At 72.5% G+C, this 26,895-nt stretch carries 16 protein-coding genes; 5 read left to right on the top strand and 11 right to left on the bottom strand.

Features of this window, described 5'->3' with window-relative positions:
- Positions 1–14: 14 nt before the first annotated feature.
- A complete protein-coding gene (locus AB0B63_RS28395) occupies positions 15–5,465 on the bottom strand; it encodes an SDR family NAD(P)-dependent oxidoreductase (protein WP_357024204.1) in 5,451 nt (1,816 codons plus the stop codon).
- 666 nt (positions 5,466–6,131) lie between these two features.
- On the opposite strand from AB0B63_RS28395, the gene AB0B63_RS28390 reads away from it, so the two are divergent.
- Complete coding sequence (locus tag AB0B63_RS28390) at positions 6,132–6,887, top strand: hypothetical protein (RefSeq protein WP_357024201.1); 756 nt, start codon at positions 6,132–6,134, stop codon at positions 6,885–6,887.
- A 424-nt stretch (positions 6,888–7,311) separates the two neighbouring features.
- Here AB0B63_RS28390 and AB0B63_RS28385 read toward each other — a convergent pair whose 3' ends face one another.
- The 6 genes from AB0B63_RS28385 to AB0B63_RS28360 all read right to left on the bottom strand — a co-directional run bounded on the left by AB0B63_RS28385 (position 7,312) and on the right by AB0B63_RS28360 (position 12,424).
- A complete protein-coding gene (locus AB0B63_RS28385; RefSeq protein ID WP_307799570.1) occupies positions 7,312–8,559 on the bottom strand; it encodes a glycoside hydrolase family 16 protein in 1,248 nt (415 codons plus the stop codon).
- Positions 8,560–8,882: 323 nt separating this feature from the next.
- Positions 8,883–9,101, bottom strand: coding sequence for a hypothetical protein (locus AB0B63_RS28380; protein ID WP_091251726.1), 219 nt, complete (start codon positions 9,099–9,101; stop codon positions 8,883–8,885).
- Positions 9,102–9,176: 75 nt separating this feature from the next.
- Positions 9,177–10,265, bottom strand: a complete 1,089-nt coding sequence (locus AB0B63_RS28375; protein ID WP_357024197.1) for an NYN domain-containing protein — start codon at positions 10,263–10,265, stop codon at positions 9,177–9,179.
- 170 nt (positions 10,266–10,435) lie between these two features.
- Positions 10,436–10,957 (bottom strand): SRPBCC family protein, encoded by a 522-nt coding sequence (locus tag AB0B63_RS28370; RefSeq protein ID WP_219469105.1) that lies wholly within the window; start codon positions 10,955–10,957, stop codon positions 10,436–10,438.
- Positions 10,958–11,141: 184 nt separating this feature from the next.
- Positions 11,142–12,155 carry a cupin-like domain-containing protein gene (locus AB0B63_RS28365; RefSeq protein WP_357024194.1) on the bottom strand — a complete coding sequence of 338 codons (1,014 nt, stop codon included), beginning with the start codon at positions 12,153–12,155 and terminating at the stop codon, positions 11,142–11,144.
- Positions 12,152–12,424, bottom strand: a complete 273-nt coding sequence (locus AB0B63_RS28360; RefSeq protein ID WP_357024191.1) for a hypothetical protein — start codon at positions 12,422–12,424, stop codon at positions 12,152–12,154. The genes AB0B63_RS28365 and AB0B63_RS28360 overlap by 4 nt, the downstream gene beginning before the upstream one ends.
- A 116-nt stretch (positions 12,425–12,540) precedes the next feature.
- Here AB0B63_RS28360 and AB0B63_RS28355 point away from each other — a divergent pair, with 116 nt between their 5' ends.
- A complete protein-coding gene (locus AB0B63_RS28355; RefSeq protein WP_208569119.1) occupies positions 12,541–13,230 on the top strand; it encodes a YoaK family protein in 690 nt (229 codons plus the stop codon).
- 204 nt (positions 13,231–13,434) lie between these two features.
- Entirely contained in the window at positions 13,435–18,900 is a 5,466-nt protein-coding gene (locus AB0B63_RS28350; protein ID WP_357024188.1) for a carboxyl transferase domain-containing protein, read from the top strand.
- 859 nt (positions 18,901–19,759) lie between these two features.
- On the opposite strand, the gene AB0B63_RS28345 is transcribed toward AB0B63_RS28350, so the two are convergent.
- The 4 genes from AB0B63_RS28345 to AB0B63_RS28330 all read right to left on the bottom strand — a co-directional run bounded on the left by AB0B63_RS28345 (position 19,760) and on the right by AB0B63_RS28330 (position 24,630).
- Positions 19,760–21,355, bottom strand: a complete 1,596-nt coding sequence (locus AB0B63_RS28345; protein ID WP_208569154.1) for a class I adenylate-forming enzyme family protein — start codon at positions 21,353–21,355, stop codon at positions 19,760–19,762.
- Between the two features lie 246 nt (positions 21,356–21,601).
- On the bottom strand, positions 21,602–22,366 hold the full coding sequence (locus tag AB0B63_RS28340) for an ABC transporter permease (RefSeq protein WP_208569117.1): 765 nt from the start codon (positions 22,364–22,366) through the stop codon (positions 21,602–21,604).
- A gap of 23 nt (positions 22,367–22,389) precedes the next feature.
- Entirely contained in the window at positions 22,390–23,370 is a 981-nt protein-coding gene (locus tag AB0B63_RS28335; RefSeq protein ID WP_208569116.1) for an ATP-binding cassette domain-containing protein, read from the bottom strand.
- A 78-nt stretch (positions 23,371–23,448) separates the two neighbouring features.
- Positions 23,449–24,630 carry a glycosyltransferase gene (locus AB0B63_RS28330; protein WP_357024183.1) on the bottom strand — a complete coding sequence of 394 codons (1,182 nt, stop codon included), beginning with the start codon at positions 24,628–24,630 and terminating at the stop codon, positions 23,449–23,451.
- A gap of 177 nt (positions 24,631–24,807) precedes the next feature.
- Between AB0B63_RS28330 and AB0B63_RS28325 the strand changes: the two genes are divergently transcribed.
- Positions 24,808–25,755 (top strand): 3-oxoacyl-[acyl-carrier-protein] synthase III C-terminal domain-containing protein, encoded by a 948-nt coding sequence (locus AB0B63_RS28325; RefSeq protein ID WP_357024180.1) that lies wholly within the window; start codon positions 24,808–24,810, stop codon positions 25,753–25,755.
- Positions 25,756–25,837: 82 nt separating this feature from the next.
- The gene (locus tag AB0B63_RS28320; RefSeq protein ID WP_357024177.1) at positions 25,838–26,851 is read left to right on the top strand and encodes a 2-hydroxy-acid oxidase; all 1,014 of its coding nucleotides are present in this window, start codon (positions 25,838–25,840) and stop codon (positions 26,849–26,851) included.
- The last annotated feature ends 44 nt before the right edge of the window (positions 26,852–26,895 follow it).

The following is a 26,895-nucleotide window of genomic DNA, read 5'->3' as shown; positions in this document are numbered from 1 at the left end:
CGTCGAGACTGCCGTCAGGAGATGCCGAGCTCGTTCTCCAGCACGTCGAACAGTTCCTCGTCGGTGGCGGACTCGTAGTCGTGCGGGGTGTCGTCGTCGGGGCGGCCGGCCCGGTCCTGCCAGCCGCGCAGCACCGCCTCCAGCCGGGCGGTCAGCCGGGCGTGCTCGTCGCCGGGCACCTCGGCCAGGGCCTTCTCCAGCCGGTCGAGGTCGGCGAGGACCGCACCGGCCGGGTCGGCGTCGGGCACCACCAGTTCGGCCTTGAGCGCGCGGGCCAGGGCGGTGGGCTCGGGGTGGTCGAAGACGAGGGTGGCGGGCAGCCGCAGCCCGGTGACGGTGCTGAGCACGTTGCGGAACTCGACGGCGGCGAGGGAGTCGAAACCGAGGTCCTTGAACGCCCGCCCGGGTTCCACCGACGCCGGGCCGGGGAAACCCAGCACGGCGGCGGCGTGCGTGCGGACCAGGTCGAGCAGCAGGGTCTCCCGGTCGGCGTCGGAGAGCCCGGCGAGCCGCTGCGCCAGCGGGGGGCCGCCGGCCGGCGCGGCACCGGCGGTGGGCCGGGCCGGGGTGCGGACCAGGCCGCGCAGCACGGCCGGCAGCGCGTCGGTGCGCCGCCGCAGCGCGTCCAGGTCGACCCGCACCGGTACGGCGGTGGCCCGGCCGGCGGCGACGGCCGCGTCGAACAGCTCCAGTCCCTCGTCGGTGGTCATCGCGGGCATCCCGAGCCGGCGCATCCGGTGCAGGTCGGCGTCGTCGAGGTGACCGCCCATCCCGGTGCCGGTGGCCCACAGGCCGAAGGCCAGCGAGGTCGCGGGCAGTCCGTCGGCGCGGCGGCGTTGGGCGAGCGCGTCGAGGAAGAGGTTCGCGGCGGCGTAGTTGCCCTGCCCGGCCCCGGCCACCCAGCCGGCCGACGAGGAGAACAGCACGAAGGCGGTCAGGTCGTGGTCGCGGGTGAGGTCGTGCAGGTGCCAGGCGGCGTCCACCTTGGGCCGCAGCACCCGGTGCAGTTGTGCGGGGGTGAGCGCGTCGACCAGGGCGTTCTCGGCGGTGCCGGCGGCGTGCACGACCGCGCCGAGCGGATGCCCGGCGAGCAGGGCGGCGACCGCGTCCCGGTCGGCGACGTCGCAGGCGGCGACCGTCACGTCGGCACCGGCGGCGGTGAGGTCCGCGACCAGTTCCGCCGCGCCGGGCGTGGCCGCGCCGCTGCGCCCGGTCAACAGCAGCCGGCGTACGCCGTGCCGGGTGACCAGGTGCCGGGCGACGAGGCTGCCCAACCCGCCGAGGCCACCGGTGATCAGGACGGTGCCGTCGACGGGCCACGGGCTGTCGGCGGTGGTGTCGACGGGCAGCCGGGCCAGCCGGGGCACCAGCAGTTGCCCGTCCCGGACGGCCACCTCGGGTTCACCGGTGGCCAGGGCCGCCGCGAGGTGGGTGGTGCCGGGTGCGTCGGTGTCGACCAGCACGAACCGGCCGGGGTGTTCGGCTTCGGCGGCCCGGAGCAGCCCCCACAGGGCCGCTGCGGCGGGGTCGACCGGGGTGTCACCGGCCCCGACCGCGTCCCGGGTGAGCAGGGCCAGCGTGCTGTGCGCGTACCCCGGGTGGGTGAGCCAGCGGTGCAGCAGCCCCAGCAGGCGTTCGGTGGCCTCGTGCACGGCGGCCGGCGGGGTGCCGGGCGGGTCCAGGGTGACCACGACGGTGTGGGGCGCGGGTTCGGGCAGTTCCGCGTCGATGTCGAGGGCGGTCCAGTCGTCGGTGGCGGCGGCCGGGGTGGGGACGGGCTGCCAGGTCACCTCGTAGAGGTGGCGGTGCCGGCTGCGGGCGGCGGCGCCGAGCGCGTCGGCGGCGACCGGCCGGGCCACCACCTGGTCGATGGTGGCGACCGGGTTGCCGTGCCCGTCGGCGACGGTGACGGCCAGTTTGTCGCCGGTGGCCGGGGAGATCCGGATGCGCAGGGCGGCGGCGTGCGCGGCGTGCAGGGTGACGCCGCGCCAGGAGAACGGCAGTGGGGTGTCGCCCGCGCCCTCGTCGACCAGGTTGGCGTGCAGGGCCGCGTCGAGCAGCGCCGGGTGCAGCAGGAACCGGGGCGCGTCGGCGGCGGCCACCTCGGGCAGCGCCGCCTCGGCCCACACCTCGGCGGCGTCGCCGTCGCCGCGCCGCCACACCGCGCGCAGCCCCTGGAACACCGGCCCGTAGCCGTAGCCGTGGTCACGCAGCCGGTCGTAGAGGCCGTCGAGGTCGACGGGTTCGGCACCGGCGGGCGGCCATTCGGTGAGGTCGGCGGCGGCCGGGTCGGCCCCGGCCTGCCGGACCAGGACCCCTTCGGCGTGCCGGGTCCAGTCGGTCGCGTCGTCGGGCCGGCTCCAGATGCCGAGGGTACGAGCGCCGCTGTCGTCGGCGGCGTCGACGGTGACCCGCAGGGCCAGACCGCCGTCGGTGGGCAGCACCAGCGGGGCGTTGATGGTCAACTCGTCGAGGACCGGTGAGCCGACCTGGTCACCGGCGCGCAGGGCGAGTTCGACCAGCCCGGTGCCGGGGACGAGGACGGTGTCGAAGACCGCGTGGTCGGCGAGCCACGGCTGGGCGGTGCGGGCGAGCCGGCCGGTGAGCACCACGCCACCGGTGTCGGGCAGGTCGACGACGGCACCGAGCATCGGGTGGTCGGCGGGGAACTGGCCGAGCCCGGTGGTGTCGCCGGCCCCGGGTGGCGCGTCGAGCCAGTAGCGCTGGTGCTGGAAGGCGTAGGTGGGCAGGTCGATCTGTCGGCCACCCGGGTCGACGGCCGACCAGTCCAGCTCGATCCCACTGGCCCATGCCTGCGCCATTCCGGCCGCGTACGCCGGCACCTGGCCGTCGTCGTGCCGTTGCGCGCTGTCGTCGGGCTGCTGTGCCGGACCGGCCTGGGTGCGTCGACGGCGCTGGAGCGCGATGGCGGTGGCGTCTTCGACGCAGTCGGCGACCATCGCGGTGAGCACACTGTCCGGCCCGATCTCCACGAACCGGGTCACCCCACGGGCGGCCAGAGCGGCCACCGCGTCGGCGAACCGCACGGTCCCCCGCACCTGCCCCTGCCAGTACCCGACCGAGCCGAGTTCGTCGTCGGTGGCGAGGTCACCGGTCGCGGTCGATACCAACGGGATTGCCGCCGGATTGGCGGTCACTCCACGGAGGACCTGCCCGTAGTCGGCCAGCATCGGGTCCATCAGGTGCGAGTGGAACGCGTGCGACACCCGCAGCCGACGCGTCTTCACCTCAAGACGAGACTCCAACGCCGCGACCTGCTCCTCGGTACCGGAGACGACCACCGCCCGGGGACCGTTCACCGCCGCGACGTCGATGTCACCGAGATCCAACTCCGCCAACGGCGCGGCGATCGCCAACATCGCCCCACCCGCCGGCAGAGCCTGCATCAACCCACCACGGGCCGCCACCACCCGACACGCATCCGCCAGCGACCACACCCCCGCGACATGCGCGGCAGCCAACTCACCGATCGAATGACCCGCCACAAAATCCGGCTTCAACCCCCACGACTCCGCCAAACGGAACAACGCCACCTCGACCGCGAACAACGCCGGCTGCGTCCACCCCGTCTGATCCAACACACCACCCGGATCGGTGAACATCACCTCCCGCAGATCACCACCCAACAACGGCCCGAACGCCGCACACACCTCATCCAGGGCAGCCGCGAACACCGGGAAGGCGTCCGCCAACTCGCGACCCATCCCCACCCGCTGCGCACCCTGACCGGTGAACAGGACGGCGGTGCGGCCGTGATCGGCCCGACCGGTCAGGCCGGTGCCGGCGGCGAGGGCGTCGAGACCCGACACCAGTTCGGCCACGTCCGCGCCGATGGCCACGCCACGGCACTCCAGCGCGGACCGGCCGGCACCGAGGGTGAACCCGACGTCCACCGGGCGTTCGTCGGTGAGGAAGCCGCGCAACCGGTGGGCCTGCGCGGCCAGTGCGTCCGTCGACCGCCCGGACAGTGGCCAGAGCAGCACCGGCGGCTCGGTGGCGACGGGCACGGCCGAGCCGGTGGCCGCGGGCGGGGCGGGGGGTTCGGCCGGGTCGGTGGGCTCGACCGGGGGTGCCTGTTCCAGCACCACGTGGGCGTTGGTGCCACTGAGGCCGAACGACGACACGGCCGCCCGTCGGGGTCGCCCGGTGTCCGGCCACTCGACGGCGTCGGTGAGCAGCCGTACGTCGCCGGCCGTCCAGTCGACGTGCGGGGTGGGCCGGTCGACGTGCAGGGTGCGGGGCAGTACGCCGTACCGCATCGCCAACACCATCTTGATCACCCCGGCGACCCCGGCGGCGGCCTGGGTATGGCCCAGGTTCGACTTCACCGAGCCCAGCCAGAGCGGCTGCTCCCGGTCCTGGCCGTACGTGGCGAGGATCGCCTGCGCCTCGATCGGGTCACCGAGCCGGGTGCCGGTGCCGTGCGCCTCGACGGCGTCCACCTGGTCGGCGGTGAGCCGGGCGTTGGCCAGTGCGTCGGCGATGACCCGGCGCTGCGACGGACCGTTGGGGGCGGTGAGGCCGCTGCTGGCACCGTCCTGGTTGACCGCGGTGCCGCGGACCACGGCCAGCACCCGGTGCCCGTGGCGTTGGGCGTCGCTGAGCCGCTCGACCAGCAGCACCCCGACGCCCTCGGCCCAGCCGGTGCCGTCGGCGGCGGCGGCGAACGGCTTGCACCGGCCGTCGGCGGCCAGGCCCCGCTGGCGGCTGAAGTCGACGAACGTCTCAGGCGTGGCCATCACCGTCACGCCGCCGGCCAACGCCAGCGTGCACTCCTCGCGGCGCAGCGACTGGATCGCCAGGTGCAGCGCGACCAGTGACGAGGAGCAGGCGGTGTCGACGGTGATCGCCGGGCCTTCGAGGCCCAGCACGTAGGCGACCCGGCCGGAGAAGATGCTGCCGGTGTTGCCGTTGCCGATGAAACCCTCCAGCTCGGCGGGCACCACCGGCAGCCGGCTGGAATAGTCGTGGTACATCAGCCCGGCGAACACTCCGGTACGGCTGCCGCGCACCGAGGCGGGGGCGATACCGGCCGATTCGAACGCCTCCCAGGACGCCTCCAGCAGCAGCCGCTGCTGCGGGTCCATGGCGATCGCCTCACGCGGGGAAATGCCGAAGAACTCCGGATCGAAAAGGGCGGCGTCGGAAAGGAAACCGCCGGTCTTCGCGTACGTCTTACCGGCCTTGGAATCGTCGGGATCGTAGATGTCCTCGACGTTCCAGCCCCGGTCGTCGGGAAAGTCGGAGACCGCGTCGGTCCCGTCGGCCAGGAGCCGCCACAACGCGGCCGGGCCATCCACGCCACCCGGGAAGCGGCAGCTCATGCCGACGATCGCGATCGGGTCGTACTCCCGGCGCTCGGCCTGACGCAACTGCCGACGGGCCTCACGCAGATCCGTGGTGGCCCGCTTCAGGTACCCGAGAAGCTTCTCCTCGTTCTCCATCTACGTCTCCCGCCACTAGCCCCAGCCGGGCAGACCCGGGTCAATATCGACTCACGGGTCAGCGCGGCGGCAATTGTCGAAACAGAGAGCTTCTTCGGGGATTGTTGGTTGTTCGCGATGACCCTACGGCGGCCCGGCGCACCACTAACCCCCTACCGCCCCCAGAGCGCCCCCTAGCCCCGGGCGGCCCGACCTCGATGCCATGGCCCGCCCTCGGGGTCGCACCCCTTTGCCTCAGCGGTGGCCCGTCCGCCGCGGCGGTGGAGCTGGTGCGCCGAACCGGGCGGGCACCTCGCAGCGCCCCCTCCATGCCCCGCCGCGAAACCGATCCGGGCCTGCGTGGTTGCCGGCGGCCCGACAGGGGCGAACCGGGCTACATGCCCATGCTTCCCGTCCCGACCAGACCGTCATGCCGACAGCGCCGGGATGAGTCGCCGATGGGCTCACGGCCGCATCCGGCGAGGGCCGCGTTTGTGCGACACGTCCGATCTACCCACGTCCAAACGCTTTTCGACAGGAGATGTCATTCGACCCGGCTCGGGCATATCGCCTGTGCCGCCAGTCAGATAACCGACAGAACAGATTCAGTCTTCGGTAATCAGCGGGATGTCGCATCAACGCCTCTCACCGGATGCGGGTATGGCGGTCACCTGGGACACTCGGAACATGAACGGCCAGGTGCTCTACATAACCGCAGTGATCAGCGGAGTTTTCTGCACCATCCTGTTTATGGTCTGGTTGCATGTCCGCAAGCACGACCAAAAGTGGACGATCATGCCTTTCGCGGCGGCCGTCGTTTTCGGGGTAGCCACCATCGCCCAGGTAGCACTGGCCGCCAAACCGCCGGCCCCGACGCCTCCCCCGACATCCTCCAGTCCGTCCACAGCACCCTCCGAGCCGAAGGTGGGCCCCAGCCCCAGCCCCAGCTGCTCTGCCACTCCTGGGCCGGCCGACGTCCAGGTGAAACCCTATGGCACAGCACCCCTGGTCTTCTGTCCAGTCCGGATCAACAACGGCACGATTCCCATCACCGGACCGTTCAACCTCTCCGGGCAGATCCTTGGACCTGACGCCGAACGCCGACACCTCATCCTCTTTGTTCGGATCGACCCGAAGACGCGCGACACGTGCGGCAAGCCTGGCGGGCGCGGCCGCTTCCTGTTACCACAAGAGGCGCTGGACGCCGATGCGGAAGGCAAGTGGTCCTACGACGAGAAGCTTGGAGACTACCCCCAGGGGGTGACGTTCGGCCGCACGTACGAGATCGCCACTGCACCGCAGTCGGTCATCGACAGTCTGATGAGCCAGAAGGATGGCTGGAAAGAGGATGGCATAAACGAACTACCCGATTCCGTCGAGATTCTCGCCGCATTCGAGGTACCTCCAGGAGTGGCGGGCAGGGACGCCAGATGTGTCCGCTGATTCGCATGTCCGAATAGTTCCCGCGACCTGGGTGCGGGCGATCGCCGTGTCTGCGTCCGTGCTGCCCGGCGAAGCGCCTACCGGACGGGCAACGCTGCCCGGCGAGGTTCGGTCTCGGGCTCCCGCCCAGGACAGGATCCGTACGGTCGTCCGGGTAGGTGGGTGATCCGGGCGAGGCTGGCCGAGCTGGTTGGTCGCCTCATCTGTCGGGGTGCCGAGGCGGGCACACGGCGACCGGTCCGACGGCAGCGGCGGAGCCCCGAACGCGCAGGAGAGCCCCTCGGCACATACCGAGGGGCTCTCCTGCGGTCATTCGCCCCGGGACTTCCCTGCGTGCTTGTTCCGTAGGGAAGCCCCGGGGCGGGTCGCTACTGCGCTACATGCGGCCGTTCTTCTGCACGATGCGCCGCGCGGTGGGTAGGCGTCAGAAGCGGGACCATTTCTGGCTGCTCACGCCGAGGCAGTCCCACAGGTGCAGTTTGCCGCCGTTGTTGGGGTTCTGGTCGCGGACGTCGACGCACCGGTTGGCGCTGAGGTTGACCAGGTCCCCGGCGCCGTTGAGGGTGAACCGTTGGGCCGGGTTGCCGTTGCAGGTGACCAGGTTGACCTCGGTGCCGTTGGCGGTGCCGGCCCAGGCGGGGTCCATGCACTTGCCCATCGCGCGTACGGTGCCGTCGGTGGCGAAGGTCCAGGCCTGCGCGGCGGTGGTGTTGCAGTCCCAGATCTGGAGTTTCGCGCCGTCGACCGGGTTGGCGCTCGGGATGTCGACGCACCGGCCGCTCTGCGCGCCCCGCAGCCGGGTGGTGCCGGGCTGCGGGTTGCCGCCGCCGGGGACGTAGCTGGAGACCCGCACGTAGTCCACGAGCATCTGCTGGGGGAACTGGGTGGAGCCGTCGGGGTAGCCGGGCCAGTTGCCGCCCACCGCCACGTTGAGGATCATGAAGAACGGGTGGTCGTAGACCCAGCGGTTGCCGCCGAGCCGGGACGGGTCGACGCGGTGGTACTCGACGCCGTCGAGGTACCAGACGATGAGGTTCGGCTCCCAGTCCACCCGGTAGGTGTGGAAGGTGTCGGCGAGGGGCTGGCCGATGGTACGGCTGCCGGTGATGCCACCTCCGCCGGAGTAGCCAGGGCCGTGCACGGTGCCGTAGACGGTGTTCGGCTCCCGGCCGATGTTCTCCATGATGTCGATCTCACCGGCGGCGGGCCAGCCGGCGCTGCCCATGTCGTTGCCGAGCATCCAGAACGCCGGCCAGATGCCCTGCCCGCGCGGGATCTTGATGCGGGCCTCGAACCGGCCGTACGCCTGGTTGAAGGTGGCGGCGGTGAGCAGCCGGGCCGAGGTGTACTCACACCGGCCATAGTGGCACTGGTAGTTGGCCGGGTTCTCCTTGCGGGCGGTGATCACCAGGTTGCCCTGTCCGTCGTGGACGGCGTTGCTGGTGCTGTTGGTGTAGTACTGCCGCTCGTTGTTGCCCCAGCCACCGCCGCCGATGTCGAAACGCCATCTGTTCTGGTCGACGGGGGTGCCGGCGGCGGCGTTGAACTCGTCCTGCCAGCTGATGCCGCCGATGGCGGCCGAGGCGGGCTCGGCCTGGGCCGGCAGGACGAGGGCGGCGGCAAGGGTGACCAGGGCGACCGCCGCGCGGGTGAGGGGTCGGGTTGCGAGCACGGGAGGCTCCTCGGGGACGACATCGGGGGCGGGTGGTTTGCGCGCACCGGGGGAGAGCGCTCTCCACGAAGGATGTCGATATGCCGCGCTTCTGTCAAGAATGTTGCCAATTAACTCGGGTGACCACGGGCAGCTCAGGGCACCTTCGTAACGAGAATTTCACTCTCAGTAATCAGCGTTTCCGCGCGGTGGGAACGTCGGGGGCCGACCCGAAGGGGCCCTCAGCCGGGCGCGGATGACTTTCGATCGGGCCCGGGAAACTCCACCGGGGGCCGGATGCGGGCGGGACGCGGTGCGGACCGCCCGCCGACCGGCCCGGCCGATCAGTGATGCAGCCCGCGCCAGGAGGGGTTGCTGCCGCGCCAGGCGTCGGCGAGGATTACCGCCGCCGCCCGGCTCGGGCACTGCTGCACGCGGGAGCGACCCGACGCCCCGCCGATCTGCGCCTGGACCTCCCAGGCCTCCCCGTCGGTACGGATGTACACGTCCCGCCGCCCGCGCGGGCTCGGGTCACCGTTCCACCAGTGCTCCTCGACCATCATTTGCCGACCGTATAGCAAATTGGCCTCAGGACGTGAGTCACGAATTCGTCGAGGTCCCTCACGGAGCCGGCCCGGTCACCCCTGCCGGGGGGTGAGCAGGTAGTCGTCGGCCTCCGCGCTCCAGGCCAGGGCGACCTCGTTCGCGGTGGCGGCGGCCTTGCAGAACTGGAGGAAACTGCGGTAGCCGAGCTTCTTCTCACTGAACTCGGGGCGGGCCCGGCGGAGCTGGTTCTTGAGTCCGGACAACGCCACCGGGCCGCCGGACCCGGCCAGCTCCGCCACCACGCCGCGCAGCAGCGCGAAGGCCAACTCCTGGTCGCCGTGCTCGGGCAGGGACACCTCGGGATCCCCCTTGGCCGGCCCTTCCGCCAACTCGACGACGTTGTGCCCGGCGAGGTGACGCAGCAGCTCGCCGAAGGTGCGGAACCCGTAGTCGGACTCGCTGAAGGTCGGGTCCTTGCGCAGCAGGGTGCGCTTGAGCCGGGAGGCGGTCACCTCGCCGTCGGAGCTGCCCTGGAGGCCGGCCACGGTCTGCGCGACCAGCACGGCGAGCGCGTCCGCGTCGCGTACCGGCTCCTCGGCGGCCGGTGGACGATCCGCCTCGGCCTGCTCCTGCTCCACCGCCTCGACCTGCTGCGGCTCCGCCGCGCGGGCCGGCCGGGCCCGCCGGGCCCGGACGGGCAGGACGTCGACGCCCTCCAGCCGGTCGTAGTAGAGGAACTCGTCGCAGGCCGGCGGGAGCAGCGCCGAGGTGGACTTCTCCACCCCGACCCCGATGACCCGCTTGTTGAGTTCGCGCAGTTTGTGCACCAGCGGGGTGAAGTCACTGTCCCCCGTGCAGATCACGAAGGTGGAGATGTAGCCGCGCTCGAAGGCCAGCTCCACCGCGTCGACCGCCATCTTGATGTCGGCGGCGTTCTTGCGGGACGCACCCATCCGCTGGGGGATCTCGATCAGCTCGACGTGCGAGCGGGTGAGCATCCGGCGGTCCTCGTCGAAGTACGACCAGTCGGCGTACGCCCGCCGCACCACCACCCGACCCCGCTCCGCCAGGGCGTCGGCGATCGGGCGGAAGTCGAAGGCCCGCCCGCCATGGTGGTCCCGCGCGCCCAGCGCGAGGTTCTCGTAGTCGAGAAACAGCGCGATCCGATCCTCTTGATCCACGCCACCACCCTAATCCCGCCCTCTCCCCCACCACGCCCGCCACGTCGCAGCACCCCGCCAACTCCCGGTGATCAAGAGGAAAACGTCACCCGACGAGCGGTTCCTGACGCATTCCTCTTGATCACCGGGACGCTCCGGGCGGGGCGGGAGGTTAGGGGGAGGGAGGGGGGTTAGGGGGTTCGGTTTTCGGCCAGGGCCTTGATGCCGTCGAGGACGGACTCGATGTGGGAGCGGAGTTGGCCGAGGCGGGACTCGACGATCTGCTCCTCGTGCTCGGGGGCCTGGTCGATCACCAGGCTGAGGCCGGACCGGCCCGGACCGACCTGGGCGGTCTGCCGCAGCCGGGTGCCGGCGCCCTCCGGTTCCAGCTCGAAACGCCAGGTGGCCGCCGGGGACGACACGTCGGCCCGGCCGGCGCCGTCCGGGCCGGCGAACGCGCCGTCCACGTCCGTGACGACCCACCCGAAGACCCGCTCCTGGTCCAGCTCGGTGACGTACGACGCGGTCCGCCACTCACCGATGCGTGGATGGCTGTTGTAACCGAGGAAGCTGGCCCCCTTGGCCAGGCCGTTGGTGTCGTCGAGCCACTCCACCCGCTGCAACTCCGGGCTCAGCCGGGCCGGCAGGTGGATGTCGGTCACCAGTTCCCAGACCCGGGACGGAATCGCCTCGACGTAGACCTCGTAGGTCACGCCCGGTCCATCGGCATAACGCAAAACGGCCACCTTCACAATCGAAGATCCGGCACGCCGGATCACCCCACAGTCCGATCGACGATAATGCATGTGAGCAAGGGGTGGCAGGGGTGGCCGACGCTCAGGCGGTCACCGGTGGCAGCGGGCGGCCCCGCTCCGGTCGAGCGGGGCCGCCCCGGCGTCACCGGTCGACACCGGCTGCCGGCGGGGTGGCCATCTTGTGGTTCTGCCCCGGGACGCGGAAGTGGTGGAAGCTGACGGTGGCGCTGACCTCCAGCGCCTGCACCCAGTGCCACCAGCCCACCGGCACGAACAACAGCTGCCCCGGTTCCAGCACCACGTCGAGCACCGTCGCCTCGGCGAACCGCGGATGCCGGGTGAGGTCCGGGTCCGCCGCGTCGACCGCGCTGAACGTGCCGCCGCGCGGATAGACCAGGTGCCGCTCGTACGACGGGACCAGCCGGAGGTACTTGCGGCCGAGCACCTGGCCGAGCAGCACCGAACTGTTGTCCACGTGCAGCGGGGTCACCGTGCCGGCCGGCCCGAGCAGCAGGTGCCCGAGCCCGGACGGGTCCACGATCCCCGCCGGCGCCCGGATGTCGGCGGCGAGCGGGCGCAACGCCCCGGACCAGTTCTCGTTGCGCGGCACCATGTAGTAGTCGTTGGTGCGCCGGCCCGAGCCGAGCAGCGCCAGGTAGTCGCGGAACGGCATGCTGGTGCGGTGCCGGTCGTACTGCCAGGCGTGGTCGGGGTTGGCCTCCCGCCCGGTCATCACCTCGACCTCGGCGTCGCCGCAGGCCGCCGCCAGGCCGGAAAGCGTCCAGCCGAGGGCGGGCCAGTCGGCCATCAGGCCGTCCAGCACGACCGGGCGGTTGCCGAAGTAGTAGCGGGAGAAGAACTCGGCGGGGTCGAGGTCCGCGCGCCGCTCCAGGGTCCGCCCGCCGTCGCTGTCGCGCAGCGTCCGGTACGTGTCGAGCACCGACTCCAGCCAGTCGTAGCGCAGCGCGAGCCGGCGGCACACCGCGAGGTACGGGTGGTCGGCCAGGTCCCGCAGCTCGGCGTCGACGGCGTCGGGGTCGGCGGACCCGGCGACGGCGGCGGCCCGCACCTGCGGCACCGACGCGCCCATGGCGAGGTTCTCGACGAGCCACTCCCGCCAGGCGGGGTCGAGCCGGGGCGGGACGACGGTGGTCATGCCCCGGCCGCCGGGACGAGGGTGAGCCGGGGCGGGCGGACCGCCTCCTGACAGGTCGGGTACGAGTTCTTCACGTGGGCCGGGATGTGGTCCGGCGGCGGGGTGAGCCGCGCTTCGCGGGCGTACTCCTGGCAGTTGACGTACGAGTTCTTCACGTGGGCGGGGATGTGGTCCGGTGGTGGGGTGAGGCGCGCCTCGCGGGCGTACTCCTCGCAGTTGACGTAGGAACCCTTGACGTGGGCGGGGAAGTGGTCCGGAACGTTGGCCATGGGCCCAGTCAACGGGCCGCCACGTCCCGGCCACCAGGGACCGCCGTCCCGGTCGCCCGGGACGTTCCCGCAGGTCATGGGTAGACTCCGGCCGGAAACGATCATCGGAAGGGCCCATGACGAAAAGCTACGAGCTGCCGCTGCTGGTGTTGACCGCGGCGACCGGGGCGGTCGACGGCGTGAGCTACCTCGCGCTGGACCGGGTCTTCACCGGCAACATGACGGGCAACGTGCTCTTCATCGGTTTCGGGCTGGCCGGGGTGTCCGGCCTGCCGGTGCTCAACAACCTGGTGGCGCTGCTGGCGTTCATGCTCGGCGCGGTGCTCGCCGCCCGGTTGACCCGGCGCTCGTCGGGGCCGGCGGCGCTGCCCGCCGCCGGGCTGGCCATCCTGGTCGGCGGCAGTGTGCTGACCCTCGCCCTGGCCGGGCTCTGGCTCGCCACCGGCCCACCGACGCACGGGGTGATGCTGGCCGTCACCGGGCTGCTCGCCCTGGTGCTCGGCGCGCAGGCCGCAGCGGTCAAGCACATCGGTATCCGGGACCTCTCCACGGTCGTGGTGACCATGACCATGGTGAACCTCTCCACCGACAGCCGGGCCGCCGGCGGTCCGGGCACGGCCTGGCTGCGCCGGTTCGGGGCGATCACCACGATGGGGCTGGGCGCGTTCGTCTCCGCGGTGCTGACGTTGCGGGTGAACGGGGCGGTGGCGCTGGTCGTGGCCGGGGCGTTGTTGACCGTCGGCACGGCGCTGATCGCGGTGATCCGCCGCCGCGAGGTGGCCGCGACGGCGACTGCCGACGCCTGACCCCCGCGACCTGCGGCGGGTGCCGCGCCACCACCGGCGCGGGCGGGGAGGACCAAAAACTTTTGTGGGGTTCCTACAACGGTCACCGCTCAGGGTTCGGTGATTACGACATGGCGCTACCGGCCGGCAGCCGGAAGGGTGATCGCTGTCGGGGGTCGATGCCTTGCGGCGCGTACTCGTGGATCTACCGGAGGAGTCGGTCGGGTGTTCAGCCGTGTCGCCATCGTCAACCGGGGTGAGGCCGCGATGCGCCTCATTCACGCGGTCCGAGAGCTGGCCGCGCAGACCGACACGCGGATCGAAACCGTGGCCCTCTATACCGACGTCGACCGCACCGCGACATTCGTCCGCGAGGCCGACGTCGCCTACGACCTCGGTCCCGCCTCCGCCCGGCCGTACCTCGACCTCAAGAAGCTGGAGCACGCCCTGGTCGAGACCGGGGCCGACGCCGCCTGGGTCGGGTGGGGTTTCGTCGCCGAGGACCCGGCCTTCGCGGAGCTGTGCGAGAAGATCGGGGTGACCTTCGTCGGGCCGAGCCCGGACGCGATGCGCAAGCTCGGCGACAAGATCGGCGCGAAGCTGATCGCCGAGGAGGTCGGCGTGCCGGTCGCGCCGTGGAGCCGGGGCGCGGTGGAGACCCTGGAGGCGGCGATCACCGCCGCCGCCGAGATCGGCTATCCGCTGATGCTCAAGGCGACCGCCGGTGGTGGCGGGCGGGGCATCCGCGTCGTCACCAGCGACGCCGAGCTGGCCGACGCCTACCAGCGCACCAGCCAGGAGGCGGCCCGCGCCTTCGGCAGCGGCATCGTCTTCCTGGAGCGCCTGGTCACCGGTGCCCGGCACGTCGAGGTCCAGGTGATCGCGGACGGTCAGGGCACCGCCTGGGCGCTCGGCGTACGCGACTGCTCGGTGCAGCGGCGCAACCAGAAGGTCATCGAGGAGTCCGCCTCCCCGGTGCTCAGCCCGGAGCAGGCCGTCGAGCTCAAGACGTCAGCCGAACGGCTGGCCGTCGCGGTCGGCTACCGGGGAGCGGCGACCGTCGAGTTCCTCTACCACCCGGGTGACCGGTTGTTCGCCTTCCTGGAGGTCAACACCCGGCTCCAGGTGGAGCACCCGATCACCGAACTGACCACCGGTTTCGACCTGGTCAAGGCGCAGCTGCACGTCGCGGCGGGCGGCCGGCTCGACGGGGTGCCGCCGCTGGAGCGCGGGCACGCCATCGAGGCCCGGCTCAACGCCGAGGACCCGGACCGCGACTTCGCGCCCGCCCCCGGCCGGATCGCCCGGCTGGACCTGCCCGCCGGGCCCGGCATCCGGGTGGACACCGGGGTCAGCGAGGGCGACACCATCCCGGCCGACTTCGACTCCATGATCGCGAAGATCATCGCCTACGGGCGGGACCGCGACGAGGCGCTCGGCCGGCTGCGCCGGGCGATGGCCAACACCACCGTGATCATCGAGGGCGGCGCGACCAACAAGAGCTTCGTGCTCGACCTGCTCGACCAGCCCGAGGTGATCGACGCCAGCGCCGACACCGGCTGGATCGACCGGGTACGCGCCGAGGGCCGGCTCGTCTCGCACCGGCACTCCGCCGTCGCGCTCGCCGCCGCCGCGATCGAGGCGTACGAGGAGCAGGAACGCGCCGAGCAGCAGCGGCTGCTGTCGACGGCGTTCGGCGGGCGGCCCCAGGTGCAGCACGCCAGCGGCCGGCCGTTGGACCTCAAACTGCGCGGCGTGGGCTACCGGATGCGGGTGGCCCGGGTCGGCGCGCACCGGTTCCGGGTCGGCATCGAGGCCGGTGGCGACGTGCACACCGCCGACGTCGAGCTGGACCGGTTCGACCGGCACACCGGGCAGATCGCCGTCAACGGTGCCCGGTACCGGCTGCTCACCGGCACCCACGGCGCGATCCACCTGGTCGAGGTGGACGGCGTGACCCACCGGGTCGGCCGCGACGAGGGCGGCGTGGTCCGCTCCCCGATGCCGGCGCTGGTCGTCGCGACGCCGGTGGAGGTGGGTGCCGAGGTCGAGGCGGGCGCACCGGTGCTGGTGCTGGAGGCGATGAAGATGGAGACGGTGCTGCGGGCACCGTTCCGGGCCCGGCTCAGGGAGTGCGGTGTCTCCGTCGGCAGCCAGGTGGAGGCCGGAGCGGCGCTGCTGCGGCTGGAGCCCCTCGCCGACGACTCCGACGACACCCCGGACGCCCCCACCGCCGTTCCGGTCGCCCTGGACCTGCCCGTCGCGCCCGACCAGGCCCCGGCGGTCGAGCGGTCCCGGCGCGGCCAGGAGGACCTCCGTGGTCTGCTGCTGGGCTTCGACGTGGACCCGCACGACGACGGCCGGGTGCTCGACGAGTACCTCGCCGCGCGGCGGGCCGCCATCGAGGACGGCCACCGTCCGCTGGCCGAGGAGATCGACCTCGTCGACGTCTTCGCCGACCTTGCCGAGCTGACCCGTAACCGGCTGACCGGTGAGGACGTCAGCGGGGACAATCACGTCCCCAGCGCCCGCGAGTATTTCCACACCTACCTGCAGAGCCTCGACGTCGAGCGGGCCGGGCTGCCGGCGCCCTTCCAGGCCAAGCTGGCCAAGGCCCTCGGCCACTACGGCGTCACCGAGCTGGACCGTTCCCCCGCCCTCGAAGCCGCCGTGTTCCGCATCTTCCTGGCCCAGCAGCGGGCCTCCGCCGACGCCACGGTCGTCGCGACGCTGCTGCGCTCCTGGCTGCGCGAGCCCCCGCCGGACGCGGTGCTGCGTGAGCCCGCCGGTCTCGCGTTGGAGCGGCTGGTGGCGGCGACGCAGGTGCGTTTCCCGGTCGTCGCCGACCTGGCGCGCGGTGTGGTGTTCGCCTGGTTCGCCCAGCCGCTGCTGCTGCGCAACCGCGCCCGGCTGTACGCCTCGGTCCGCCGCCACCTGCGTCACCTGGACGCGCACCCGGACGCGGCGGACCGCGCCGAGCGGGTCGCGGAGATGGTCCGCAGCACCGAACCCCTGGTCCGGGTGCTCGGCCAGCGGCTCGTCCGGGACCACCTCGACAACGCGGTGATGCTGGAGGTGCTGACCCGGCGGTACTACGGCAACAAGGGTCTCGCCGACGTCCGCACCCGCCAGGTCGCCGACTGCACGTTCGTGGTGGCCGAACGGGCCGACTCCAGCCTGCTCTCCGCCGCCGTACGCTTCGACGCGTTGGGCGACGCGCTGCGTGGGCTCGCCGAGCTGGCCGGGGACGGCTCCGCCGTCGACGCCGACATCTACCTCGGCTGGGAGAACCAGCCGGAGGACTTCGACGCGATGGCCGCCGCGCTGCTGGAGGTCGTCAACGCGCACCCGCTGCCGGCCCAGGTCCGTCGGCTCACCACCACCGTCGCCGGGCGTGGCGGCGCGGTGATGCACCACCACTTCACGTTCCGCCCGTCGAGCACGGGGATGAGCGAGGAGCGGCTGATCCGGGGCCTGCACCCGTACATCGCGCAGCGGATGCAGTTGGAGCGGCTGCGCAAGTTCGACCTGACCCGGCTGCCGTCGTCGGACGAGGAGGTCTACCTCTTCCAGGCCGTCGCCCGGGAGAACCCGTCCGACGAGCGGCTCGTCGCGTTCGCCCAGGTGCGTGACCTGACGGCGCTGCGCGAGCACGACGGTCGGCTGGTCGCCCTGCCCACGGCCGAGGACATCGTCGCCACCTGCCTGGACTCGATCCGTCGGGCGCAGACCCGCCGCCCGTCCAAGACCCGCTTCAACACCAACCGGATCGTCATCTACGTCTGGCCGCCGAGCGACCTGACCCGTGAGGAGATGGAGATGATCGCCGGGCGGGTCCGCCCGACGACTGTCGGCGCGGGGCTGGAGGAGATCCTGTTCATCGCGCGCCAGCGCGACCGCCGCACCGGTGAGCTGACCAAGATCGCGGTACGGATCTCGTTCGACGCCACCGGTGGGGCCGAGCTGAGCATGGGTGAGCCGCCGACCGACCCGGTCGAGCCGCTCGACGACTACCGGCTGAAGGTCCTGCGGGCCAGCAGCCGCAACACGGTCTACCCGTACGAGCTGACCGGGATGCTCGGCCAGTTCGTCGAGCACGACCTCGACGACGACCACGCGCTGATGCCGGTGGACCGGCCCCGGGGGCGCAACACGGCGGCGATCGTCGCGGGGGTGGTCACCACGCCGACCCCGAGGCACCCGCAGGGCGTCACCCGGGTGGTGCTGCTGGGCGACCCGACCAAGTCGCTCGGCGCGCTCTCCGAGGCCGAGTGCCGGCGGGTGATCGCCGCCCTGGATCTGGCGGAGCGGCTCCAGGTGCCGCTGGAGTGGTACGCCCTGTCGGCCGGCGCCCGGATCTCGATGACGTCGGGCACCGAGAACATGGACTGGGTGGCGGCGGCGCTCAAGCGGATCGTCGAGTTCACCCAGGACGGCGGCGAGATCAACATCGTGGTCGCGGGGATCAACGTGGGCGCCCAGCCGTACTGGAACGCCGAGGCGACGATGCTCATGCACACCCGGGGCATCCTGGTGATGACGCCGGAGGCCGCGATGGTGCTCACCGGCAAGCAGTCGCTGGACTTCTCCGGTGGGGTCTCCGCCGAGGACAACTTCGGCATCGGCGGCTACGACCGGGTGATGGGCCCCAACGGGCAGGCGCAGTACTGGGCACCCAACCTGACGGCCGCCCGGGACGTGCTGATGTCGTACTACGACCACACGTACGTCGCGCCCGGGGAGGACGCCCCGCGTCGGGCGACCACCGCCGACCCGGCCGACCGGGACGTCTCCGCCTTCCCGCACACCGTGGCGGGCAGCGACTTCACCACCGTCGGCGAGATCTTCTCCGCCACGGCGAACCCGGACCGCAAGAAGCCGTTCGACATCCGTACGGTGATGCGGGCGCTGTCCGACCAGGACCACCCGGTGCTGGAGCGGTGGGCGGGCATGGCCGACGCGGAGACCGCGGTGGTGCAGGACGTCCACCTCGGTGGCATCCCGGTCTGCCTGCTCGGCATCGAGTCGCGGTCGGTGCCCCGCCGGGGCTTCCCGCCCACCGACGGCCCGGACACCTACACCGCGGGCACCCTGTTCCCGCGCTCGTCCAAGAAGGCCGCGCGGGCGATCAACGCGGCCAGCGGCAACCGGCCGCTGGTGGTGCTGGCGAACCTGTCGGGCTTCGACGGCTCACCCGAGTCGATGCGCAAACTGCAACTGGAGTACGGGGCCGAGATCGGCCGGGCGATCGTCAACTTCCGCGGGCCGATCGTGTTCTGCGTGATCTCCCGCTATCACGGCGGGGCGTTCGTGGTCTTCTCCAAGGCGCTGAACCCGAACATGACGGTGCTGGCACTGGAGGGCTCGTTCGCCTCGGTGCTCGGCGGCGCCCCGGCGGCGGCGGTGGTGTTCTCCGGCGACGTCAATGCCCGTACCGCCGCCGACCTGCGGGTGCGCGACCTGGAGGCGCGGGTCGCGGCGGCCACCGGCACCGAGCGGGCGGCCCTGACCGCGGAACTCGACGAGACCCGCGCGGCGGTCCGCGCGGAGAAGCTCGGCGAGGTGGCGGCGGAGTTCGACCGGGTGCACAACATCCAGCGGGCGGTGGAGGTCGGCTCGGTCGACGCGGTGATCCGGGCCGCCGAACTGCGCCCCCGCATCATCGAGGCGATCGAGTCCCGACTGCGGTGACGTCGGTGGGCGGGGCCCCGTAGGCCCCGCCCACCGAACGACCCGACGGGACGACCACCGGGTCCACCCTTCCGCGCCCCCGTCGCGCCCGGCCGGGAGTGCGGGCCCGGCACCGGTCGTCCAGCCCGCCGGGATGGCGATCGCTGGCCGACCCGCCCACATGGCAATCGATGACCAGGCGGGGAGGCGGGCGCTGGCCGACCTGCCCAGGCGGGCGCTGACCAGGCGGGGAGGCGGGCGCTGGCCGACCTGCCCAGGCGGGCGCTGACCAGGCGGGGAGGCGGGCGCTGGCCGGCCTGCCCAGGCGGCGGGCGCTGGCCGGGCAGGGAGGCGGGCGCTGGCCGGCCTGTCCACGTGGCGATCGCTGACCAGACGGGGAGTCGATCGCCGGTCCGGCGGGTCTACCGACGGTCGACGGCTGCGGCCCGAGCTGCCGGAGCCGCCGGCCTGGCAGTGGTTGTCGTGGACAGCGTTATGCCGCAGCGTCATGAATATGACGCTGCGGCATAACGCTGTCAGCGCATCCTGACGTCAGGAAGGGCCAGCCGCCGGGGTGGGAAGCCGGCAGGCAGCAGAGCAGGCAGGGTGGGAAGCCGGCAGGCAGCAGAGCAGCCGGCCATCGGGGACACCTGGCGGCGGAGGTGGCGGAGGCGGAGGCGACCGGGCTGGCCGCCGAGCGCCGGCCGACACAGCCCGGCGGACCGTCCGAGCGCACCCCGGCTGACCGGCCGAGCGCACCCCGGCGGAGCCAGCCGGAGCACAGCCCGGCGGAGCCAGCCGGAGCACAGCCCGGCGGGCCGACCCGAGCACAGCCGGCCGACGAGCGACCGGTGCGCAGGCGTCAACGCGTGGCGGATGCTCAGGCGTCGGCCAGCAGCCGCTGGCGCATCAGGAACTTGCGGACCTTGCCCGTCGGGCCCATCACCACACCGTCGTCGGGCACGGTGACCACCCGCCGCAGCGTCCCGCCGACCACCGGGCCGAGCGCGGTGCGGACCTGGTCGGCGCGGTCGAGCGCCGGATCGGCGTCGTCGGCGAGCAGCAGCAGCACCTCGGTGACGATGCGGTCGTCGTCCTCCCGGACCGCGATGACCGTGCAGTCGCGCACGTCCGGGCAGTGCTTGAGGATGCGCTCCTCGGACAGCGCCGTGTAGAGCCAGTTGCCGTCGCCCAGGTCGACCGCGTCGCTGGCCCGGTCGACGTGGTGGTAGTTGCCCTCCGGGTCGCGGTACATCAGGTCACCGGTCAGGTAGTAGCCGTTGAGCCGGGTGCGGAAGGTGTTGACCGAGTCGTTCCAGTACCCGATCGCCAGCGTCGGCGACTTGAGCCCGACGTGGCCCACCTCCCCCTCGGCGACCTCCTCGCCCGTCACCACGTCGAGCAGGGCGATCTGTGCGAACGGGTACGGCTTGCCGACGCAACGGTCGTAGCGGTCACTGCCGAGGCGGTGGCTGATCCGGAACGCGCCATGGCCCATCTCGGTGGAGCCGAGCATGTCGACGAACTTCGAACCGGGCACGTCGACCATGCCCTGCCGGGTGTACGCCGGGTGGCTGCCGACGGCGACCAGCCGCCGGATGTGCGACTCGTGGGCGCAGTCGCCGGTGTTGAACCAGTTGCGCACCGAACTCAGGTCACGGGCGGTCAGGTCGTGACGGGCCAGTTCCGACCAGGTCACCGCGAAACCGAAGACGCCGGTCGGCCGCCAGCGTTCGATGGCGTCGAGGATCGTCTCGGCGCTGCGCGCGAACGGGCCACCCTGTGCCGACAGGTAGAGCAGCTGGTAGCCGTTGCAGAGCGCCTGGTTGACGGTGATGATGCCGGCGGTGTGCGCGGCCGGCAGGACGGACAGCTCCCGTACCTCACCGTAGGGGCGGGACTCGGTGAGCCGGACCGCCCGGATGGCGGCGAACAGCCCGTGGTGCGAGTGGACGATCGCGGCCGGCACCCGGGTGGTCCCCGACGAGTGGGTGATGGCGACCGGGTCCTCGGGGTGGTGTCGGTAGTGCGGTGGGGCCTGGTCGGGGTCGCCGGTGCCGGTCTCCGCGGCGTCGCCGAGGATCGGCACCCCGAGGTCGTGCTCACGCAGCGCGGCATGGTCGGCGTCGATGACGACCCCGACGCCGCGTAGCCGCCTGATGAACTCGGCCGCCAGCTCGATCGGCATGTTGCCGTTCATCAGGGCCGGGATCGCACCGAGCCGGTTGAGGGCCAGGTAGTTGAGGAACACGTCGGGCGCGGACGTCACGTAGACCGCGACCGGGTCACGCCGGCCGATGCCGCGCCGTCGGAACCAGTCGGCGCGGGCGGCGACCCGCTCGGTCAGGGTGGCCAGCGACAGCGGCGTCCAGGCGGGGATCCCGTCCACGTCGACGTCGAAGGTCACCCGGGGCAGGTCCGGGTCGGCACCGTGTTCGGCCAGCCGGAGCAGGACGTTTCCGGCCCCCAGCTCCATGTCGGCCGCCAGGGTCGCCCGGAAGTTGTCGGCACCCAACGAGTTGTCTCCTCACCTGACACGCTCACGGTCACCGCACCTCGGCGCGACGGCCGATCTGGGACACGCTCAGGCTAGAGCGCGGACCACCGGCAGACAATGGCCAACATCAATCCTGGTCACACCGGCCCGCGCGCCGCCCGTCGCAGGCCGCAGTCCGCCCGTCGCAGGCCGCGATCCGTCCTGGCAGGCGGCGATCCGCAGGCGTCAGGAGACCTCGCGGTTGAACAGGTGCGACGACCAGACCAGGCTGACCGCCGCCAACCCGATCATGATGAGCGCACCCTGCCAGACCACGGGTTGGCCGATCTGACCGTTGAACAGCGCCCGCATGCCGTTGGTGGCCCACGCGAACGGGTTCCAGACCGCGACCTGCTGGATCCACAGTGGGGCCAGCACCAGCGGGATGAGCACCCCGGCGAGCAGCGAGATCGGCTGGCCGACGGTGTTCACCAGCACACCGAGGCTGTTCTCGTTGCGCACCAGCAGCGCGATGTCGTACGAGATCGAGGTGCTCAGCAGCACCATCACCGACAGCAACGCGTAGGAGATGAGCAGGTTGCCCAGGTGCACCCGCAGCCCGAACGGCAGCGCCACCAGCGTGATGATCACCGCCTGCACCACGTTCAGGCAGACGTGCATCAGGGCCCGGCCCAGCAGCAGCGCCGTGCGGCTGACCGGGGTCACCCGGCACCGGTCGATGATGCCGGCACGCAGGGCACTGAGCAGCCCGTAGCCGGCGAACAGCCCACCGAACAGGCCCATCGCCACGAACAGTCCGGGCACGTAGATGCGGTACGCGTCCGCATACGAGGAGGCGCCCCGGTCGACCATCACCACCTTGAGGAACGGGGCGAACAGCACCAGATAGGTGATCGGCTGGGCCAGGCTGAACGCCACCATCACCGGGTTGCGCACCATCAGGCCGACCTCCTGCTGGAAGATCAGCCAGGTGTCGCGGACCAGTTTCACTGCGGCTCCTCTCGCACCGGTGGTCACTCCTCGAGCGAGCGGCCGGTCTTGGCCAGGAAGACGTCGTCGAGGCTGGGTCGGCGGGCCTCGATCGCCCCGGGCTCGATCCCCCGGCCCAGCAGGGTGCGCATGATCTGCGGAATGGCGGTGGCGGCGCTGTCCACATAGAGCCGCAGGGTGCCGTCGACCACCTCGGACGAGTGCACGTAGGGCTGCTCGGTCAGCAGCTTCGTGGCGACCGGCAGGTCATTGTCGGTGACGTCGTCGACCACACCGGCCCGGTTGAGGTCGACCGCGACCACGTCCCCGGAGATCTCCCGCTTGAGATCCGACGGGGTGCCCTCGGCGACGATCAGGCCGCCGTCGATGATGGACACCCGGTCGCACAGGGTGTCGGCCTCGTCGAGGTAGTGCGTGGTGAGGAAGACGGTCATCCCCTCCGCCCGCAGCCGCCGGACCTCCTGCCACATCCGCACCCGGCTGGGCGGGTCCAGCCCGGCGGTCGGCTCGTCGAGGAAGATGACCTGCGGCGAGTGGATCACCCCGAGCGCCACGTCGAGCCGCCGCCGCTGCCCACCCGAGTAGGTCCTGATCCGGCGGTCGGCGAAGTCGCCGAGCTGGAACGCCCCGATCGCCGCCTCGGCCCGGCGCTGCGCCTCGGCCTTGCCGAAGCCGTACAGCCGGGCCTGGAGCACCAGGTCGCGGCGGGCGGTCGAGTCGTCGTAGGTGCCACTGGCCTGGGCCACGAAGCCGATCTGCCGGCGGACCTGGGCGGGTGCCCGCAGCAGGTCGACCCCCGCGATCGTCGCCCTACCCCCGTCGGGGCGGATCAGGGTGGCCAGCATCCGCATGGTGGTGGACTTGCCCGCACCGTTGGGGCCGAGAAAGCCGACGATCTCGCCGCGGGCCACCGCGAAGTCGACCCCGCGCACCGCCTCGACCGTGCCGGCGCTGCGGCCACGCCCGACCCGGTAGGACTTGCGCAGGCCGGTGGCCTCGATCATCGAGCCTCCTCGGGCGGGACGACGCCGGGCCACGGGAGTGTCGACCATGGACGGCGACACCCGTGCGGGTGCGTCAGGTCAGGCTAGTGTGGGCGTACCCGTAGGACAATGGTCGACGGGTCGACCGGCCAGGGCGGCGAGGTGCCGGGCGGCGGCCGTCGCGCCCCCGGCCGCGGCGAACGACTCACCGACCCGGCGGGCCTGCGCCCGGTAGCCCGGCCCGTCGAGGACGGCGGTGAGCGCGGCGGTGAGCTCCGCCGGGGTGGCCGACCCGAACGACACCTCGATGCCGGCGCCCGCGTCGGTCACCTGCCGGGCCACCATCGGATGGTCGTGCCGGATCGGCGCGACGACCACCGGGACGCCGTGCGCCAGCGCCTCGGTCACCGTGCCCAGCCCACCGTGGGAGACCAGCGCGTCGAGGTGGGGCATCAGCTCCAGCACCGGCACCCGGGGGGCCACCAGCACGTGCGCGGGCGGGTCGGGCAGCAGGTCGGTCGAGGCCGTGAGCACCACCTGCACCCGGTCGGCGAGCGGTGCCGTGGCCGCCAGCATCCGCTGGAAGAAGTCCCGGGCCAGGTGCTCGGCCATCGTCCCGACGGTGACCAGCACGTGCCGGCGGGACCGGTCCCAGGCGTCCCAGTCGAAGGCCGGCGCGTCGGGCCGGTGGCCCAGCGCCGGGCCGGTCAGCACGCACCGCGCCGGCAGCGGCGTCGCGCCCGTCAACGCCGTGCTGGTCAACCCGAGCACCAGGTACGGCGAGAAGCGCAGGTCGATCGTCTCGTCGACCGGCAGGTCGGTCATCGCCCAGACCCGGGTGAGCTGGCCGCGTACCCACTCGTCGAACTCGGGCAGGTCCGGCGGGGTGAGTTCCAGGGTGCCGACGCAGAAGGTGGCCCACGGCACCCCGTGCCGGTAAGCAGCCAGCGCGCCGGCCAGCGCGTACTGGTCGACGACGACGACGTCCGGCCGGTGGTGCGCGACGGCCTGGTCGGCGGCGTCGCGGATGAACCGGTTGACCGGCAACACGTGCCCCTCCCAGAGGCTGCGCACCGAGGCCATGCCGGTCTCGCCGTCGAGGCGGAAGTACCGCTTGCCGGTCGGGTAGAGGGTCGCGTCGGGGCCGATCAGCGGTCGCAGGTCGCTGCGGGGCCCGCACCAGGCCACCTCGTGCCCCGCCGCCTGGAGCGCCTGGCCGATGGCGAGCGGCGCGTTGAGATGGGACGCCACCGGCAGGACGACGAACAGGAAGCGGGCCACGTCGATATTGTGGCACGCGTTGACAGCGGCGGACGCCGCTGATGGGATTCGACGCGTGGCGGTCGACGAGCAACGACACCGGGCGACGTCGTCCACTGTGTTCGGTGACGGGCCGACAATGGTGGCCGGCCGACGCCGGGCACCGGCCGTCGAGCGGCCACGGTCGGCACCGTCGGCATGACGGCCCTCGACGCGGTCGCGGTCCACCTCCCCCAGCGCCGGGTCCCGATCGAGAGCCTGGCCGGCCCGCTGGAGCTGACCGACATGCAGGTCCGGTTGTTCCGCCGGTTCCACGGCCTGGACCAGGTGCGCCGCGACCCCGACCTGTCGCTGCACGACCTGCTACTGCACGCCGCGACCGGGCTCACCGCCCTGCGTGGGCAGGAACACCGGGTCCGGTTCGTCCTGTACGGGCGGGCGTTTCCCGTCGTCACGCCGTACCCGGTCAACCCGCTGCACGACGTCTGCCGCGCGCTGGGGCTCGGCCACGCGGTCGCCTTCACCCTGACCCAGCAGTCGTGTGCCAGCGCGTTGCTCGCGATCGAGATGGCCGGCCGGCTGCTGGCCGCCGAACCACCCGGCCGGCACGGGCCGGGCGACGGCCCGTTGGCGCTGGTCCTCACCGGGGAGAAGGCGTTCACCCGGGACGCCCAGTTCATCCCGGAGACCTCGGTCTTCAGTGAGGGGGCGTCCGCGTGCCTGGTCAGCGCCGACGGGCCCCGGGACCGGCTGCTCGGCTACGCGTGCGCGCAGCGGGGCGAGTTCGACGTCGCCGGTGGCGCGTCCGCGGCCCAGTTCCAGCGCGAGTACCGGCCGGCGTTGGCGGAGGTGATCGGGCGGGCCCTGGCGGTGGCCGGGGTCACCCTGGACGACATCCGGCTGGTGCTGCCGCACAACGTCAACGTCGTGACGTGGCACCGGCTGTGCCGGCTGATCGGGCTCCCCCGCGACCGGGTGCTGCTGGACAACGTCCGGGACACCGGTCACGTCTTCTGCGCGGACGCGTTCGCCAACTACCTGACGGCGCGCGAGCGGGGGCTGCTGGACCCCGGTGACCGCTACCTGGTCGCCGCCGTCGGGGCCGGGGACGGCGCCACCTTCGCCGCCATGGTCTTCGCCCACTGACCGCGCCACAGGGACCGGTCGGGGCGTGCCGACGGGTGCGAAGCCGGTCGGCGCGTGCCGACCGGTGTGAGGAAGGAGAACCGTGCCGGCAGCCCCGCCGACCGACCTGCACCTGATCCGGGCCGCCCGGCGGGCCTTCCCCGGGCCGGCCGCGCTGCTGCACGACCCGGCCCACCGGGAGCAGTCCCGGCGCTACCTGACGGACCTGGCCCGCCAGGACGGGCGGGAGGTGCCGGCCGGCCTGTTCGACACGGCGTCCGGGTCGCTGGGGCAGTCCTACGCGGAGATGGCCGAGGCGTTGATCCGGGCGCTCGTCACGCCGGGCGAACCGGTGGACCTGCTCGTCCTGGCGTTCTCCCGGCACGACATGCTGCCCGGCCGGGCCACCGCCACCTACCTGAGCCACGTCTGCCCGGGGACCCCGCTGTCGTTCGCCGTCTGCGACCAGGGCTCGGCGGCGGCCTTCAGCGCGCTGCGGCTCGCCCGGGCGTACGCGTCGTCGGGCGGGTGCCGACGGGTCCTGCTGATCGTCGTCGAACAGACCGTCGTGCCCTACGACACGTCCGCCCCCGCTCCGGCCCGGCACCAGGGGGTCGCCCTGCTCTACCGCACCAGCGGGCCGGTGCCCGCACCGGGCCCGGTGCCGTCCGCGGCTCCCGCCGCAGCGGAGGAGCCGGTGGCCGCCGGGGTACGAGGTGGACCCGGCACCACCGGCCCGGCGGGCTCCACCGGTGACGTCCTGGACATCACGGCCCGGGTGGACGTCGTACGCCAGCACCCGGACGTGGCCGCCGACGAGGTCGCCGCGCTGGCCGGGTCCGAACTGGCCGCGCTGTCGGCCGGCCGCCCCGACGGCCGGGTGGTGCTGAGCGCCGACCTCGCCACTGCCTGGCCGGCGCACCCCGTCGAGGGGGTGCACGTCACGCCGCCGGGGCAGCCGGTCACCGGCCTGTGGTGGACCCTGCTGGACCGGCTCGCCGACCCGGACCGGTCCCGGCCGGTGGTGGCCGCCGACTACGACCCCGACCTGCGCTACCTCTGCCTGGTCAGCTGGGACGACGCCGACCCGACCGGCGAGGGACGGCCCGACCGGTGACGACTCCGGCCCGACGGGCCGGCGGCGGCCCGGACGGTGGACAC

The sequence above is a fragment of the Micromonospora sp. NPDC049081 genome, from assembly GCF_040648835.1.
GTDB lineage: Bacteria > Actinomycetota > Actinomycetes > Mycobacteriales > Micromonosporaceae > Micromonospora > Micromonospora antibiotica.
This window is presented reverse-complemented; position numbering and strand designations above follow the sequence as displayed.